This is a genomic window from Streptomyces sp. NBC_00178, assembly GCF_036206005.1.
Classification (GTDB): domain Bacteria; phylum Actinomycetota; class Actinomycetes; order Streptomycetales; family Streptomycetaceae; genus Streptomyces.
The window spans coordinates 3,410,983-3,427,878 of sequence record NZ_CP108143.1; the positions used below are offsets into that span (position 1 = coordinate 3,410,983).

Below are 16,896 nucleotides of genomic sequence, written 5' to 3' on the forward strand. Positions count from 1 at the left end.
CATCCCGTAGACATCTTGACGGGACGTCAGGATGCCTCGCCCACCCGCGCGCGCAGGACGGGGCCACTCCCCGGCCCCCGGATTCAGCCCGCGCGCAGTGCCACGGCCATCGCCTCGACGGCGAGCAGCGGGGCGACGTTGCGGTCGAGGGCGCGACGGCAGGCGATCACGGACTCGATCCGCCGCAGGGTGCGCTCGGGCGTCGACGACTCGGCGACCCGGTCCAGCGCTTCCCGCACGTCCATGTTGGCCAGGGCGATACGGGAGCCCAGCTGGAGCGCCAGCACATCGCGGTAGAAGCCGGTGATGTCGCTGAGCGCGAGATCCAGGCTGTCGCGCTGCGTACGCGTCCTGCGGCGCTTCTGCCGGTCCTCCAGCTCCTTCATCGCCCCCGCCGTGCCGCGCGGCATGCGCCCTCCAGCGACGCCGCCGAGCGCCGCCTTGAGGTCCTCGGTCTCCTTGACGTCGACCTCCTCCGCGACCTGCTTGGCGTCCTCCGTGGCCGTGTCGATCAGTTCCTGGGCCGCCTTGAGGCAGCCACCGACGTCGTGGACGCGCAGAGGGAGCTTCAGCACGGCCGCACGGCGGGCGCGCGCCCGCTCGTCCGTGGCCAGCCGGCGGGCCCGGCCGATGTGCCCCTGCGTGGCGCGGGCGGCGGAAGCGGCCCGCTCGGGGTCGATGCCGTCCCGCCTGACCAGCACGTCCGCGACGGCCTCCACCGGTGGCGTGCGCAGGGTCAGATGGCGGCAGCGGGAACGGATCGTGGGCAGCACGTCCTCGATGGACGGTGCGCACAGGAGCCACACCGTGCGGGGGGCGGGCTCCTCCACCGCCTTCAGCAGGACGTTCCCCGCGCCCTCGGTCAGGCGGTCGGCGTCCTCCATGACGATGACCTGCCAGCGGCCCACGGCCGGCGACAGCTGGGCACGGCGGACCAGTTCACGGGTCTCCTTCACACCGATGGACAGCAGATCCGTGCGGATCACCTCCACGTCCGCGTGCGTCCCGATCAGCGCGGTGTGGCAGCCGTCGCAGAATCCGCAGCCCGGCGCGCCCCCCAGCGCCCGGTCGGGGCTGGTGCACTGGAGCGCGGCGGCGAAGGACCGGGCCGCCGTGGACCGGCCCGATCCGGGCGGGCCGGTGAAGAGCCAGGCGTGGGTCATCTTCGAGCCGGGCGGCACCGCCCCGCCCTCGGACTGCGCGGTGACCAGCGCGTCGGCGTCCCGGGCGGCGGCACCGAGCTGCTCCTGCACCCGGTCCTGTCCGACCAGGTCGTCCCATACGGTCATGGTCACCGCCCTTCCGATGGCGTGTGGTGCGGCAAAGCGGGTGGTTCGGGAAAGCGTGTGGTGCCGGAGACCGCGCGAGACGGAAACCGGCTTCCCCGTCGGACTCCCATTGTGCGGGACGGGTCCGACAGTCCCGACAGTCCTGGTGTTCCGGCTGCCGGGCCCCTCGCACCCGGGCCGTCGCGCCCCCGTCCCGTTCCGGCCGCCGAAGTGGTCGGGCCGCCGCGGGGAGACCGCGGCGGGACGGCCGCAAAAGCGCCGGGCCCGCCGCATCACCGGTGACCGGTGGTGCGGCGGGCCCGGCGCCGGACCGTCAGCGGCGTGGCGGACGGCCGCCGGAGCCGCGTTCGTCGTCGTGCTCGCCGAGCAGTTCGTCGGCCAGCGACGGCAGATCGTCGAGCGGTGTCTCCTCGGCCCAGTCGGGCCTCGGCCGCTTCCGCTGGGCGGAGCCGTCCTGCGCCGACCGCCCCGCCTGCGGGTCCTCGGCGACCTGGGGCAGCTCGCGGGTGCGCTCGTTCTCGCTCTCGGCCGACCGGTCGCGGGGCTCGTCGCGGAAGACGCCCGGAGGTACCCGGTCCGACGGCTTCTCGTCCCGGACGGGAGGCAGGACCGCCGTCTCGTCCGCATCCCGCAGGGACGGCAGGACCGTGGTCTCCTCCGCGTCACGGGAAGGACCGTCGGGCCGTGCGACCGGCACCGGCTGGGTGATCTCGTTCGGATTGACGACCGGGGTCGGCACCGTGAGCTCGTTGTCCGGTGCGGAGGAACCGGATCCGGACCGCTCCGCCTCGCGGGAACGCTTCGCGGCGGCGGCGGCAGCGGCCTCCTCCGCCCGTGCGGCGGCCTCGCCCTCGGCCCGGCGACGCGCCTCCTCGGAGCGGATCAGCGCCTCCTCGGCCTTGCGCTGCTTCTCCAGGCGGAGTTCCTCGGCCTCCTTGCGGAGCCGCGCCTCCTCCTGGGCCTGCAGGCGCAGCCGCTCCTGTTCGGCGTCACGCACCCGCTCCTCGGCTTCGAGGCGGGCGCGCTCCTCCTCCGCCCGGCGGCGGGCCTCCTCGGCGCGCTGCCGGGCCTCCTCCGCCTGGCGCTCGGCCTCACGCTGCCGGGCCTCTTCCTCCTCGCGGCGCCTGCGCTCCTCCTCCTCGGCGCGGAGCTTGGCGAGCTGGGCCTCCCGCTCGCGCTCCAGCCGCTCCTCCTCGGCCTTGCGCGCCGCCTCTTCCTCGGCCTTGCGGCGGGCTTCCTCCTCGGCCGCCCTGCGCGCCTCCTCCTGGGCCTTGATCTCGGCCTCGGAGAGCGGGAGGAGCCGGTCGAGCCGGTGGCGCACGACGGTGGTGATCGCCTCCGGCTCCTGTCCGGCGTCCACGACCAGGTAGCGGGCCGGGTCGGCGGCGGCGAGGGTCAGGAATCCGGACCGCACCCGCTCGTGGAACTCGGCCGGCTCGGACTCCAGCCGGTCGGGGGCCTCGGTGAACCGTTCCCTCGCGGTCTGCGGGTCGACGTCCAGAAGCACCGTGAGATGCGGTACGAGTCCGCTCGTCGCCCAGCGCGAGATACGGGCGATCTCGGTCGGGGCGAGGTCCCGTCCGGCGCCCTGGTAGGCGACCGACGAGTCGATGTAGCGGTCGGAGATGACGATCGCGCCGCGCTCCAGCGCCGGGCGGACGACGGAGTCGACGTGCTCCGCGCGGTCGGCGGCGTACAACAGCGCCTCGGCCCGGTTCGACAGTCCGGCCGACGACACGTCGAGCAGGATCGAGCGCAGGCGCTTGCCGATCGGGGTGGCCCCCGGCTCGCGCGTCACGACGACCTCGTGCCCCTTGGCGCGGATCCAGTCGGCGAGCGCCTCCACCTGCGTGGACTTGCCGGCCCCGTCGCCGCCCTCGAGGACGAGGAAGAAGCCGTTGCCGGCGGGCGAGACGGCGGGGTCGCCGCCGCGCAGCGCCTCGCGCAGGTCGCGGCGGAGCGGCACCCCGGCGCGGTCGTCGGTCTTGGCCAGGACGATCACCGCGACGGGCAGCAGCAGCGCGCCGATGAGCATGAGCGCGAACGCCGCTCCGCCGTGCGCGAAGACGAAGTCGCCCGAGCCGAGCCGGTGGCGCCCGATGGCGGCGGCCAGCAGCGGGCCTCCCACAGCTCCGAGCGCGACCAGCACCCGGACGACGGCCTGGAGGTGCTCGGTGTTCCTGGCCTGGCGGAAGGCCTCGGTCTCCTGGTCGATGACCGCGTGCCCGATGTGGGCGGCGACACCGGCGGCGTAACCGGCGACGAGGGCGATCAGGATCCCGGTCGCCGTGTCGGGCACCAGGCCGAGGGCGAGGAGGGCCACACCCGTGACCGCGGTGGCCAGCGCCAGCAGCCTGCGTCGCGACAGGGCGGGCAGCACCTTCCGCGCGGTACGGATGCCGAGCGCGGTACCACCGGTCAGGACCAGGATCAGCAGCGCGAAGGTGACGGGCCCGCCGTCGAGGTCCGCGGCATGCAGCACGGACACGGACGCGGCGGCCGAGATGGCCCCGGCGACCGCGGCGGACGCGGCGACGACCAGCGGGATGCTGCCGGTGCGGCCCTTGTCCGAGCCCGATTCGGCGGTCGGACGCCGCAGTCCTTCCAGGGGGGACCGGGGCCGGGGCGTCTGCGTGCCCGGGAAGTGCAGGAAGTACAGGGTCGAGATCGAGGCGGAGAACAGCCCCGCCGCGACGTACGAACCGAGGGCCGCCTGGTGGAAGGAGAACCAGTCCAGGCCGGTCCCCAGCAGTTCACCGATCAGCGCCGCGACGACGAGGACCGCCGCGGCCGCCGGGACGGCGAGGAAGTTCGTGCGCAGGGACAGCCTGCGCAGCGCGTCGAGGTGGTCGGGCAGCGGGCGCACGGCGGCGCCCTCCGGCGGCGGGGCGGGGAGCAGCGCGGGAGCCGCGCTCTCCTTGGCCACCGCCCACAGCCGCTCACCCGCACCGGTCACGAACACGGTGATGAGGACCATCAGGAGTGCCTTGTCCGGCATCCAGTCGATCCAGAGGGGCGCGACGACGAGCAGGGCGAGCCGGAGCCCGTCCGCCCCGATCATCAGCCAGCGGCGGTCGACCGGCCCGCCGGGCGAGGTGAGCGCCGTCAGCGGCCCCAGGAGTACGGCTCCGAAGAGCACGGTGGAAAGAATCCGGGCACCGAAGACGGCGGCGACGGCAAAGGCCGCCCCGCGGTATCCGGCCCCGAAGGAGCCCTCGACGACCGCCGCCTGCAGCGACAGCAGCACAAGCACGAGAAGGGCGAGTGAATCGCCGATACTGCCGACGACCTGGGCGCTCCACAACCGCCTGAGCGGGGGAACACGCAACAGGGCTCGTACGGCGCGCTCGCGTGAGTCTGCGGCAAGTGTGTCGGAGGTGGGGCTCACGACCGGTGGCTGCTCGGCTCGCGTCATCCGCCCAGCCTATCGGGAGCGGTGCGGTGGCCGGGGGCCCGGTCCGAACATATGCCCGCGGGAATGCCCTCACCGCACGCACGAACGCCGGAGGAGCTGGTCGTCCCATCTCCTCCGGCGTTCACGCACGGCCCGTGGCCGAAAGGTCAGCTCTCGTCCTGCGAGGCCGGAGCCGCCTTCCGCGCCGCGGCGGTCGCCCGCTTCGCGGGCGCCTTCTTGGCCGTGGTCGCCTTCTTCGCCGCCGTCGTCTTCGTGGCGGTCGCCTTCTTGGCCGTGGCCGCCTTCTTCGTCGCGGTGGCCTTCTTGGCCGGGGCCTTCTTCGCCGTCTTCTTCTTCGCCGGCCCCTTGGCGCGCTTCTCGGCGAGCAGCTCGTAGCCGCGTTCCGGCGTGATGTCCTCGACGCTGTCGTCGGTCCGCAGCGTCGCGTTCGTCTCGCCGTCCGTGACGTACGCGCCGAAGCGGCCGTCCTTCACGACGACCGGAGCACCGCTCACGGGGTCTGTGCCCAGTTCCTTCAGCGGCGGCTTGGCGGCGGCCCGCCCGCGCTGTTTGGGCTGGGCGTAGATCGCGAGCGCCTCGTCGAGGGTGATGTCGAAGAGCTGGTCCTCGGACGTCAGCGAGCGCGAGTCCGTGCCCTTCTTCAGGTACGGGCCGTAGCGGCCGTTCTGCGCGGTGATCTCGACGCCCTCGGCGTCCTCACCGACGACGCGGGGCAGGGACATCAGCTTGAGCGCGTCGGCCAGCGTCACCGTGTCGAGGGACATCGTCTTGAAGAGCGAGGCGGTCCGCGGCTTCACCGCGTTCTTCCCGGTCTTCGGGGTGCCCTCGGGCAGCACCTCGGTGACGTACGGGCCGTAGCGGCCGTCCTTCGCGATGATCTGGTTGCCGCTGACCGGGTCGGCGCCGAGCTCGAAGTCGCCGCTCGGCTTGGCCAGCAGCTCCTCCGCGAGTTCCACGGACAGCTCGTCGGGTGCCAGGTCCTCGGGCACGTCGGCGCGCTGGTGGCCCTCGGAGTCCTTCTCGCCGCGCTCGATGTACGGCCCGTAGCGGCCGACACGGAGCTTGATGTCGTTGCCGACGGGGAACGACGAGATCTCGCGGGCGTCGATCGCGCCGAGGTCCGTCACCAGTTCCTTGAGACCTCCGAGGTGGTCCCCGTCGCCGTTGCCCGCGTCGGACGCCGCCCCGGCACCGGCCGTGTCGTCACCGGCTCCGAAGTAGAAGCGCCGCAGCCACGGCACGGACTGGGCCTCGCCCCGCGCGATGCGGTCGAGGTCGTCCTCCATGCGCGCGGTGAAGTCGTAGTCGACGAGCCTGCCGAAGTGCTTCTCCAGCAGGTTGACCACGGCGAACGAGAGGAACGACGGCACCAGGGCCGTGCCCTTCTTGAACACGTACCCGCGGTCCAGGATCGTCCCGATGATCGACGCGTACGTCGACGGGCGGCCGATCTCGCGCTCTTCGAGCTCCTTGACCAGCGATGCCTCGGTGTAGCGGGCCGGCGGCTTGGTGGCGTGCCCGTCGACGGTGACCTCGTCCGCCGTCAGGGCGTCGCCCTCGGCGACCTGCGGCAGACGGCGCTCGCGGTCGTCGAGCTCGGCGTTCGGGTCGTCCGCGCCTTCGACGTACGCCTTCATGAAGCCGTGGAAGGTGATCGTCTTGCCGGACGCGGAGAACTCGGCCTCACGGCCGTCGCTCGCCCGGCCCGCGATCTTGACGGTGACGGAGTTGCCGACCGCGTCCTTCATCTGGGAGGCGACGGTGCGCTTCCAGATCAGCTCGTACAGCCGGAACTGGTCGCCCGTGAGGCCCGTCTCCGCCGGGGTGCGGAAGCGGTCGCCCGAGGGACGGATCGCCTCGTGCGCCTCCTGCGCGTTCTTGACCTTGCCCGCGTAGGTGCGCGGCTTGTCCGGGAGGTAGTTCGCCCCGTACAGCTGCGTGACCTGCGCCCGGGCCGCGGAGATCGCGGTGTCCGAGAGGGTCGTGGAGTCCGTACGCATGTAGGTGATGAAGCCGTTCTCGTACAGCTTCTGCGCCACCTGCATCGTGGCCTTGGCCCCGAAGCCGAGCTTCCGGCTCGCCTCCTGCTGGAGGGTCGTGGTGCGGAAGGGCGCGTACGGCGAGCGGCGGTACGGCTTCGACTCGACCGACCGGACCGCGAACGCGGAGTCGGCGAGCGCGGCGGCCAGGGCGCGGGCGTTCGTCTCGTCCAGGTGCAGCGTCTGGGCGGAGCCCTGCTTGAGCTGCCCGTCGGGGCCGAAGTCCCGGCCCTGGGCGATACGGCGCCCGTCGACCGCGCTGAGGCGGGCGATGAGCGTCGAGGGGTCGGAGGCGTCACCGGTGCGGCCGGTGGCGAAGGTGCCGGTCAGGTCCCAGTACTCGGCGGAACGGAAGGCGATCCGCTCGCGCTCCCGCTCGACGACGAGGCGGGTGGCGACGGACTGCACCCGGCCCGCGGACAGCCGCGGCATGACCTTCTTCCACAGGACCGGCGAGACCTCGTAGCCGTAGAGGCGGTCGAGGATGCGGCGGGTCTCCTGGGCGTCGACCATCCGCTGGTTGAGCTCGCGGGGATTGGCGACGGCGGCCCGGATGGCGTCCTTGGTGATCTCGTGGAAGACCATCCGGTGGACCGGGACCTTGGGCTTGAGGACTTCCTGCAGGTGCCACGCGATGGCTTCGCCCTCGCGGTCCTCATCGGTGGCGAGGAAGAGTTCGTCGGATTCGGCGAGGAGCTGCTTGAGCTTCCTCACCTGGGCCTTCTTGTCGGCGTTGACGACGTAGATCGGCTGGAAGTCGTTCTCGACGTCCACACCGAGGCGGCGGACCTCACCGGTGTACTCGTCCGGCACCTCGGCGGCGCCGTTCGGCAGGTCGCGGATGTGCCCGACGCTCGCCTCGACGACGTATCCCGGGCCGAGGTAGCCCTTGATCGTCTTCGCCTTGGCAGGCGACTCGACAATGACGAGTCGGCGGCCTGCGGTCTCGCTGGTCGGGGACAACTTCGCTCTTCTCTCCGGTCGGCACTCGTGGGCATCCGGGCAGCGCTCTGCGCTGCCTGCGGTGCTGTCGCTGCGGAGTGTGACGGTACAACCCGCCCCCGTGTCAAACGGCAAAAGCCCGCAACGGCCACTCGAACGGTAACCCGACTTCCGCCATTCCTGCCGCCCGGACCGCCCGGTCCGCTCTTCGCAGTGCCGCCGTCTGCGGCTTTCGGGCCACCGCCGGGAAGGACGCCCGGCGGATCTCCGGCAGGTGGCCGGACCGGCCGGCGAAGTGGATCAGATGCGGGTGAAGCACCACACGCCGAGGACGAGGAAGAGTACGCCGAAGAGCGTGGCGAGGGCGGTGGAGGCGACGGGGCTCACACCGAGTGCCACCGGCGCGCGCTGGATGGTGCGCGCCCCCGTCCAGACGAGGAGGGCGGCGCCGAACAGGGCGAAGGCCGTACCGGCGAAGAACGCGGCGGTGCTCTCCATGTCCGTACCCCTCGTACTCGTCCCAGCGGCCGCCGAGGCACGGCGAGTCCCGCGTGCGCCCGGCAGAGGGGAGGCTGCCACCCCCGGACGTCCCCGGCACGAACCCCGGATGAACGCCGCACAGCGCGCCGGGGAACGCCCCGGCCGGAATCCCGGGGCACATCCATGGCCCCGCTTCGCCCGCACCAGCGGGCGTGCGGTGCGGGCGGGGGACGCGGCCGGGACAGGTCTTGGCAGCCTGGGCGGCGTCCATGAGCCCGCTTCGCCCCGCACTCCTTGCGCCGCTGGGGGCATACGGATGGACGGGTCGGCGGACGCGGAGAAACGGAACCCAGCGGAAGCTCTTCCAGGCAGGCCGGGGGCCGGCCGGATCAGCGCAGCGGAACGCCGTCGCCGCCCACCGGGTCGAGGAAGCCCTCCTCGACCAGGAGCCGGATCGCCTGCGGCGTGCGGTCACGCAGCAGAACCGGGTCCTCGGCCATCAACTGGGCGATGGCGTCCAGGATCCGGCCGGCGGGGAGCGAGCCGTCGCAGACCCCGGCGAACCCGGCACCCACCGCGTCGACCTTGGTCGCCCTCCGCATCCCGCGGTTCTGACGCAGCACCACATGCTCCGGGTCCTCGGCGCCCGGCATCCCGACCTGCTCCTGGACGACCTCCTCGGACAGCGTGAAGTGCGCGGCGAGCAGGGCCGCGTCGTCGTGCTCGCGCAGGTAGTCCTGCCGCGCGAAGTGCGCCTCCACAGCCGGTCCGAGAGGCTGCTCCACCGCGTGCGGCCATTCCTCGGCCACCACGGAGGGATGCCCGGCGGCCGCCGACGCGGATTTCCGGAGCGTGATCCAGCCGAAGCCCACGGCCCTGGTGGCGCGCGCCTCGAACTCGTCCAGCCAGGACTCGTAACGCTGGGCGTACTCGTCGGGGTCGGTGCGGTGATCGCCGCTGTCGCGCAGCCACAGTTCGGCGTACTGCGTGACGTCCTGCACGTCGCGCTGCACGATCCAGGCGTCACAGCCCGCCGGCACCCAGGAGCGGACACGGTCCTGCCACTCCTCGCCGTCGACGTGCTGCCAGTTGGCGAGGAACTGCGCGTAACCGCCTTCGTTCAGCCGGTCCCCGGCCTGACGCACGAGAGTGCTGCACAGGTCGTCGCCGCCCATGCCTCCGTCGCGGTACGTCAGCCGTGCGCCGGGCGAGATGACGAACGGCGGGTTGGACACGATCAGGTCGTACGTCTGTGTGCCCACCGGCTCGAAGAGGGAGCCCTCCAGCAACTCGGCCGGCGCCGCGCCCGACAGGGCGAGCGTCAGACGGGTGAAGTCCAGGGCGCGCGGGTTGACGTCGGTGGCCGTGACGCGGGTGGCGTGCTGGGCGGCGTGCAGCGCCTGGATGCCGGAGCCCGTACCGAGGTCGAGGGCGGAGGCCACGGGCCTGCGGACGGTGATGCCGGCCAGTGTGGTGGACGCGCCCCCGACACCCAGGACGACGCCTTCCTCGCGCGAGCCGATCCCCCCGGCCCCGCCGACCGCGCAGCCCAGGTCGGAGACGATGAACCAGTCCTGGGCCTCGGGTCCGCCGTAGGGGCGGACGTCGACCGTCGCCCTGACCAGGTCGTCCTCGCGGACAACCCAGCCGTCCTCGACGCACTCGTCGAGGGGCAGGGCGGCGGCGGCCGCGGCGGCCGGGACGGAGCGCTGGAGGAGGAACAGCCGCACCAGCGTGTCGAGCGGCGATTCCTCGCGGGTGGCCCGGAGCGCGGGGACGGTCTCGCTGCGGGCCAGCGCGGCGTACGCGGGCGCGCCGAGCTGTTCGAGGAGGCCGTCCGCGGTGAACGCGGCGGCGATCAGGGCTTCGCGGAGCCGGGGGGCGCGGTGGGATGCGGGAAGGCTGGTCGTACTCACCCGCCCATTGTGGCCGCTCCCGCCGACAACGGCAGCGGCCCGGTGGCCACACATGCCCACCGGGCCGCTTCACGCGCTTCGTCCCGGCTCGGCGCGGGGCAGAACGGAAGCGGGGGCACCGGCAGGAACCCGAAGCGGTCGTCGGGGGCGAGGCGGCCGTGTCGACCGCCTGACGCCTCCGAACGCCGCCCGATGGGACCGCCCACCCGTGCACCCTCGCTGCGCTGCGCCGGGCCTGAGGTGCCGGGCCTGAGGTGCCGGGCCTGAGGCGCCGGCCCCTTCGCCACCTGCTTTCGCTGCGGGCAGCGCGCTGCCCGTCCTCCGCCCTCAGCCCCTCGTTGTCCGCCCACCGACGGTCGGGCCTTCGCGGTAGGCCCGACACGGTCAGGCCCCAGCGGGCAGGCATTCCGGGTTCGGGCTTTCCGCGTTCATGCCTTTCGGCCTTCATGCCCTTCGGGTCAGGCCTTCGGGTCAGGCCTTCGCGGTCGCGGAGGCCGAGGGCGACGCCTGCTTGGACGCGGGAGCGGGAGCGGACGGCGCGGAGGCGGGCGGCGCGGAGGCCGTCGGCTTCTGGCAGCCCTTCTGCTTCGCCATCGCGGATCCGACCTCGCCGGACTGCAGCTTCTTCAGCGCCTGGTCTCCGTTGGTGCTGATCTTGTTCAGCTCGTCGGCGATGCCCTTGAGACCGTCGGCGAACTTCGCCTGGTCCTTCGTGTCGAGCGCGTCGACCTTCGTCTTCAGGTTCGCGTAGGCCACGGAGGAGGCGTTGAGCTCCTTCACGGCCTCCTTCTGCGTGGTGTCGCCACCGTCCACGGGCGGCGCGCCCGCCGACTCGACGGCGGAACCGAGTGCCTTGTACGCCTGCGAGATCTGCTGGAAGGCCGCCGAGTCCGTCTTCTGGACGTCGACGGGCTTGCTGTTGTCGGCCGTCTGCTGCTGGATCGCGGCATTGGCGTTGGCGATCTTCTGGAGCTGCGGCTGAACCTGGTCGCAGACCTTCTTCGCCCAGTCATTCACCTTGTTGTCGCTGTCGTCGCTGCAACCCGACAGTGCCAGTACGAGTACCGCACTGCCGGACAGTGCGGCTGCAAGCTTCTTGTTCACCGGTCTGGATCCCTTCCAAGGCTCTCGGCCCCGGAACTTACACGCCATGTGGGCGACATTCAGGCGCCCGGCATCCGATATGCATTCTTTTGCAGCCATTTGCACCAAGGGAAATGAGGGAGATACAACTCACCCGCCGAGTCGGACATGCGCCTGGTTCCGCGACCTTCCGACGACACCCGCCGCGCACGGCAACGGCGGACGACACGTCAGTTCACGTCGTCCGCCGCGGCACTGAACAGGCGTCACTCAGGAACTGCTTCCCCGCGACACCGAATCCTCATGAAACGGATCCTCATGAAAGGGCGGCGGGATCGGTGGATACGACCGGGCCCTCCCCGCCGCTGTTGCCGCCCCCGCCGGAATTGTCGTCGTCCCCCACGGTGACGCCCCGGCGCTTGGACACGTAGACCGCGCCGACGATCACGGCGATCGCGATGACGGCCACGAGCGCCCGGATCCACGGGCTCGCGTCATCTCCGTAACTGAACTGCACCACCGCCGGGGCGATGAGCAGGGCGACGAGGTTCATCACCTTGAGAAGCGGGTTGATCGCCGGGCCCGCCGTGTCCTTGAACGGGTCGCCGACCGTGTCCCCGATCACCGTCGCCGCGTGCGCCTCACTGCCCTTGCCGCCGTGATGACCGTCCTCCACGAGCTTCTTCGCGTTGTCCCAGGCTCCGCCGGAGTTGGCGAGGAAGACCGCCATGAGCGTGCCCGTGGCGATCGCCCCCGCGAGGTACGAGCCGAGAGCGCCCACACCCAGGGTGAACCCCACCGCGATGGGAGCCAGAACGGCGAGGAGCCCGGGCGTGGCCAGCTCGCGCAGCGCGTCCTTGGTGCAGATGTCGACCACACGGCCGTACTCCGGCTTCTCCGTGAAGTCCATGATTCCCGGGCGCTCGCGGAACTGCCGTCGCACCTCGTAGACCACGGCCCCGGCGGAACGGGAGACCGCGTTGATGGCCAGCCCGGAGAACAGGAAGACGACCGCGGCTCCGAGGATCAGGCCGACCAGGTTGTTCGGCTGCGAGATGTCCAGACTCAGCCCGAGCTCCCCGGCCCGGGCGCCCACGTCGTCGACCGCCGTCGCGATGGCGTCCCGATAGGAACCGAAGAGCGCCGCGGCCGCCAGGACGGCCGTGGCGATGGCGATGCCCTTGGTGATCGCCTTGGTCGTGTTGCCCACGGCGTCGAGGTCGGTCAGGACCTGGGCGCCGGCGCCCGTGACGTCTCCCGACATCTCGGCGATGCCCTGGGCGTTGTCCGACACCGGGCCGAAGGTGTCCATCGCGACGATGACGCCCACGGTGGTGAGCAGACCGGTACCCGCCAGGGCCACCGCGAAGAGCGCCAGCATGATCGACGTCCCCCCGAGCAGGAACGCCCCGTAGACCCCGAGGCCGATCAGGAGCGCCGTGTAGACGGCGGACTCCAGGCCGATGGAGACCCCGGCCAGGACGACGGTCGCCGGGCCGGTCAGCGAGGACTTCCCGATGTCCCGGACAGGGCGCCGGGTGGTCTCGGTGAAGTAGCCGGTCAGCTGCTGGATCAGGGCCGCGAGCACGATCCCGATGGCCACGGCGACGAGGGCGAAGACACGCGGGTCACCGCCGTGCGAGGAGACGGCGGCGTCGGTGACCCCGTCCAGGCCGGCGTACGAGGACGGCAGGTAGACGAAGACCGCGACGGCCACCAGGACCAGGGAGATCACGGCGGAGACGAAGAACCCGCGGTTGATGGCGCTCATCCCGCTGCGGTCGGTCCGCCGGGGCGCCACGGCGAAGATCCCCACCATCGCGGTGATCACACCGATCGCCGGAACGATCAGCGGGAAGGCGAGCCCGGCATCCCCGAAGGCCGCCTTGCCCAGGATGAGCGCGGCGACGAGCGTGACGGCGTACGACTCGAAGAGGTCGGCCGCCATTCCCGCGCAGTCCCCGACGTTGTCGCCCACGTTGTCCGCGATGGTGGCGGCGTTGCGCGGATCGTCCTCGGGGATGCCCTGCTCCACCTTGCCCACGAGGTCGGCACCGACGTCGGCGGCCTTGGTGAAGATTCCGCCCCCGACCCTCATGAACATCGCGATCAGCGCCGCACCGAGGCCGAACCCCTCCAGCACCTTGGGCGCGTCGGCGGCGTACACGAGGACCACGCAGGAGGCGCCCAGCAGCCCGAGGCCCACCGTGATCATTCCGACCACGCCACCCGTGCGGAAAGCGATCTTCATGGCCTTGTGCGAAACGGCGGTCAGATCTTTGTGCGGTTCTCCTTCGGCGGGAGTCGCCTCACGCGCGGCGGCGGCCACACGCACATTGCTGCGTACGGCGAGCCGCATCCCGATGTATCCGGTGGCCGCCGAAAAGAGCGCACCCACCAGGAAGAACAAGGAGCGCCCCACACGCTGCGACCAGTTGTCGGCCGGGAGGAGCATGAGCAGGAAGAACACGGCGACGGCGAAGACACCGACGGTTCGCAGCTGCCGGGCCAGATAGGCGTTGGCACCCTCCTGGACGGCTGCCGCGATCTCTTTCATGCGTTCGGTGCCCTCGCCGGCCGCCAGGACCTGGCGTACGAGCAGCTGGGCGACGATCAGCGCGGCGAGGGCCACCACCGCGATGACCACGACGATCAGCCGGTTGCCATCGGTCAGCACAGCTGCCGCGAGTGGGTTGAGCCGGCCGGAAGGTACGGAAACGTGCGCCAGTTCTGCCATTGGGGTGTTGAAGAACTCCGCCATACGTCCTCCTTGACGCTCAGCGCTCAAGTCGTGGACGGATTGTAGGGAGCCGGGGCTGATCAAAACAGTGGGTGGTCAATGAAATCGACTTTCGTCCACCCAATGACAAATGATCTCCTCCCGGAGGGGACCCGAATGCAGTAATGGGGTCGGGGCATGACACCCGCGCATTCCTGGAGATCGCCGATCAGGCAAGCCTGTAATTCCCCTGTTCACCGGGGTTGATAAACGTTCGCCGGGACCGGGCCGGCCGTGGGGCCTGCTGGGGGCCTGCCGTGCCGGGAACGAGGAAACAGCACCACTACGCCGCGCCGCCGAGTCCGCGCGAAGCCGAGCACCGGCCGGCAGACCGCTTCGCTCCGGCGGCCCCGCGAGCGCCCGGGCCCAGGTGTCTGCGCGGCCCTCTCCAGCCTCGCCGACGGACAGTTCGATGAGCCGGTGATCGGGCCGCACCTCAAGCGAGCCGGCCGGACGGCCCCTCTCGGACGCAGGCGACGAGGTGCAGGCGCAGGCAAGGTGCATCGCGCGCGTCCGGCAGATGCGCGCCGCCCCTGCCTAGTGCCGGATCAGGCCGCCGACCGGGATGGGCGCGACGTGGCCGGTGGCGGGAAGGGCCTCGGCCAGGGTGAGGCCGACGTCGACCAGTGATGACCTGCGCAGGCCGGCGACGTCGGCGGCCTTGGTCCACACCGTCTCGGCTATCTCGCCGTTCAGCTCAGGCCGCAGCCGACCACCGGTGATGCGGACCCGGTAGAAGACGCCGACATTCTGATGCTCTACTCCCGCACGCGCTTCGGCCGCTGGAATGATCCGTGAGTCGATGCCCAGCAGCCGATCCACCACGGCGACACAGCCGGTCTCCTCGGCAACCTCCCGAATGACCGCATCGAACGGATCTTCGCCGTGCTCCACACGGCCGCCCGGCAGGGTCCAGGTGCTTTCGCCCATCGGCGGTACGTGGCGGGCGAGCAGCACCCACCCGTTCTCGACACACACGGCGTACGCCGCCAACCGAAAACGCATCCCCCACCTTCCTTGCTGCTACCTCGATGGCCCGGCCGGATACTGTCCCACGCCCCCTCCGGAGCAGCGCACGGTTGCTCCACGAGGCTCCGGTGCGCCAGAGCGCGGGAGGCTACGACGGTGGCGCGCGAGCCCGTTGGCCCATTGCGGGCATCGCGTCGGCCCATTGCGGGCATCGCGTCCGAAGCATGGGGAAGGCATGGCCCGCGCAAGCCAAGGCCACACGGCCCTCATGGCTGCACTTGCGGCATGGGGCGGGCCTGCGGAGGGGGCACTGGGGGCGTGTGGCGGTGGACCTGCGGATGGCTGGGTGGCCTGCGGCACGGGCCTACGGGATGGACTGGGTGGCCTGCGGGGCGGGCCCTCGGGATGGACTGGGTGGCCTGCGGGGCCCTCGGGATGGACTGGGTGGCCTGCGGGATGGACTGGGCAGCGCCCCGTCAGAGCCGGCCGCACCACGGGGGCGTCTGAGCCCATTCGAGGTGGGCCGCGCCTGTGGGCCGGCCGACGCCCGGTGGGTGAGCCGACGCGTGGGGGGCCGCGATACACCGGGTGGAAGCTGCGGGCTCGCGATGCGGAGTCTTCCGCTTCGGGGCTCAGGGGCAGCCCGCGCGTCGGCGCAAGCGAGTGTTCCGGCCGGCGGGTGTCACATGGCTCCATGCCGCGGCCTGGGGTCTGCGGGGGCAGCCGGCCAAGGCGGGCGACGCGGCAGCAGGAGCACGGGGGCTCCGGAGGGAGGCGGCCAGGGCTCAGCTCGGGTCGACCCTGCTGGCCACCAGGAGGCGCAGCGGGGCCTTGCGTACTACCCGTCTAAGCTGCGGCGCGCGCAAGTGAAGGGCGGGGAACGAGCCAGCGGCACCAGGCCACCGCTTCGGCTGAAGGCCGTTCCTCAGTGGCAGGGACTCCAGGGAAGAACGGTGGCAGGGACTCTAGGGAAGAACAGTGGCGGGAACGGTAGGCCAGGTCATGCGAATGACGCCGCCGTCCTCGCCCGAGAGTACTTCCATGTCGTCGACCAGCCCGCTGATGACGGCAAGGCCCATCTCGTCCTCACTGTCGGCGTCGGCCTCCGGATCATCGGGGCCCCCACCGCTGGAAGCACCTGAGGACGTGGCTGCACCGCCCGAGCTGGACAGTCCGTCGCCGACCTCGATGGAGAACGCTTTCTCCTCCTCGGTCAGGATGACCGTCACCGGCGCGGTGATGTCATGGCTCCGATGGAGACCGACAGCACGGCTGCATGCCTCACCGACGGCAAGTCTGACCTCGTCGAGCACCGCCTCGTCGACGCCTGCCCTACGTGCCACGGCGGCCGCCACAAGGCGAGCCGTCCTGACGTGTTCAGGCTGGGCGCTGAAGCGGAGTTCAACGGTTGGCATGCCATCCCCCTCGAACGTACGGGCGTGCTTCTCAGGGGCCCGGGCCTTGCGCCCGGTACCCCTGCTCTCATTCTCTCCGGCAACCGACGAAGCCGGCAGCCGACCACATGGTCGACCACCTGCTCATGGCGGCCCGAATGCTGCCGCCTGCCGGCCTGTCACCGCATGCCGGCCGACCCGGTGGGGCCGACCGGCGCCGACCGCTCTAGTCGGTCGCCGCGACAGCCTCGTCGACCGTGGTGTGGATGGGAAACACCTTGGTCAGACCAGTGATCCGGAAAATCTTGAGAATGCGCTCCTGGTTGCACACCAGGCGCAGCGAGCCCTCATGGGCCCGGACACGCTTCAAGCCGCCCACGAGCACGCCGAGTCCGGTGGAGTCGAGAAAGTCGACGCCTTCCATGTCGACAACCAGGTGGTAGCTGCCGTCATTCACCAACTCGACCAACTGCTCGCGCAGCTTGGGCGCGGTATACACATCAATCTCGCCACCGACCTCGACGACCGTACGGTCGCCACCAGGGCCGGACACATTGCGAGTCGACAGGGACAGGTCCACGGATCCTCCA

10 protein-coding genes are annotated in these 16,896 nt (G+C 71.5%); all 10 read right to left on the bottom strand.

Annotation, left to right across the window (positions count from 1 at the left end; translation table 11 throughout):
- Positions 1-83 precede the first annotated feature (83 nt).
- Entirely contained in the window at positions 84-1,289 is a 1,206-nt protein-coding gene (locus OHT61_RS14715; protein ID WP_329038606.1) for a DNA polymerase III subunit delta', read from the bottom strand.
- A gap of 313 nt (positions 1,290-1,602) precedes the next feature.
- Positions 1,603-4,704 carry a dTMP kinase gene (gene tmk, locus OHT61_RS14720; protein WP_329038608.1) on the bottom strand — a complete coding sequence of 1,034 codons (3,102 nt, stop codon included), beginning with the start codon at positions 4,702-4,704 and terminating at the stop codon, positions 1,603-1,605.
- A gap of 146 nt (positions 4,705-4,850) precedes the next feature.
- Complete coding sequence (topA, locus tag OHT61_RS14725; RefSeq protein WP_329038610.1) at positions 4,851-7,706, bottom strand: type I DNA topoisomerase; 2,856 nt, start codon at positions 7,704-7,706, stop codon at positions 4,851-4,853.
- Positions 7,707-7,985: 279 nt separating this feature from the next.
- Positions 7,986-8,183, bottom strand: coding sequence for a hypothetical protein (locus OHT61_RS14730; RefSeq protein ID WP_329038612.1), 198 nt, complete (start codon positions 8,181-8,183; stop codon positions 7,986-7,988).
- 371 nt (positions 8,184-8,554) lie between these two features.
- Positions 8,555-10,081 carry a DUF7059 domain-containing protein gene (locus tag OHT61_RS14735; protein ID WP_329038614.1) on the bottom strand — a complete coding sequence of 509 codons (1,527 nt, stop codon included), beginning with the start codon at positions 10,079-10,081 and terminating at the stop codon, positions 8,555-8,557.
- 471 nt (positions 10,082-10,552) lie between these two features.
- Positions 10,553-11,185: a small secreted protein gene (locus tag OHT61_RS14740; RefSeq protein WP_329038616.1), complete on the bottom strand. Its 633-nt coding sequence runs from the start codon at positions 11,183-11,185 to the stop codon at positions 10,553-10,555.
- 295 nt (positions 11,186-11,480) lie between these two features.
- Complete coding sequence (locus OHT61_RS14745) at positions 11,481-13,925, bottom strand: sodium-translocating pyrophosphatase (protein WP_329038617.1); 2,445 nt, start codon at positions 13,923-13,925, stop codon at positions 11,481-11,483.
- A 555-nt stretch (positions 13,926-14,480) separates the two neighbouring features.
- Positions 14,481-14,948 carry an NUDIX hydrolase gene (locus OHT61_RS14750; RefSeq protein ID WP_329038620.1) on the bottom strand — a complete coding sequence of 156 codons (468 nt, stop codon included), beginning with the start codon at positions 14,946-14,948 and terminating at the stop codon, positions 14,481-14,483.
- 929 nt (positions 14,949-15,877) lie between these two features.
- Complete coding sequence (locus OHT61_RS14755) at positions 15,878-16,327, bottom strand: ATP-binding protein (protein WP_329038622.1); 450 nt, start codon at positions 16,325-16,327, stop codon at positions 15,878-15,880.
- Positions 16,328-16,532: 205 nt separating this feature from the next.
- Entirely contained in the window at positions 16,533-16,886 is a 354-nt protein-coding gene (locus tag OHT61_RS14760) for an STAS domain-containing protein (protein ID WP_003967428.1), read from the bottom strand.
- Between the last annotated feature and the right edge of the window lie 10 nt (positions 16,887-16,896).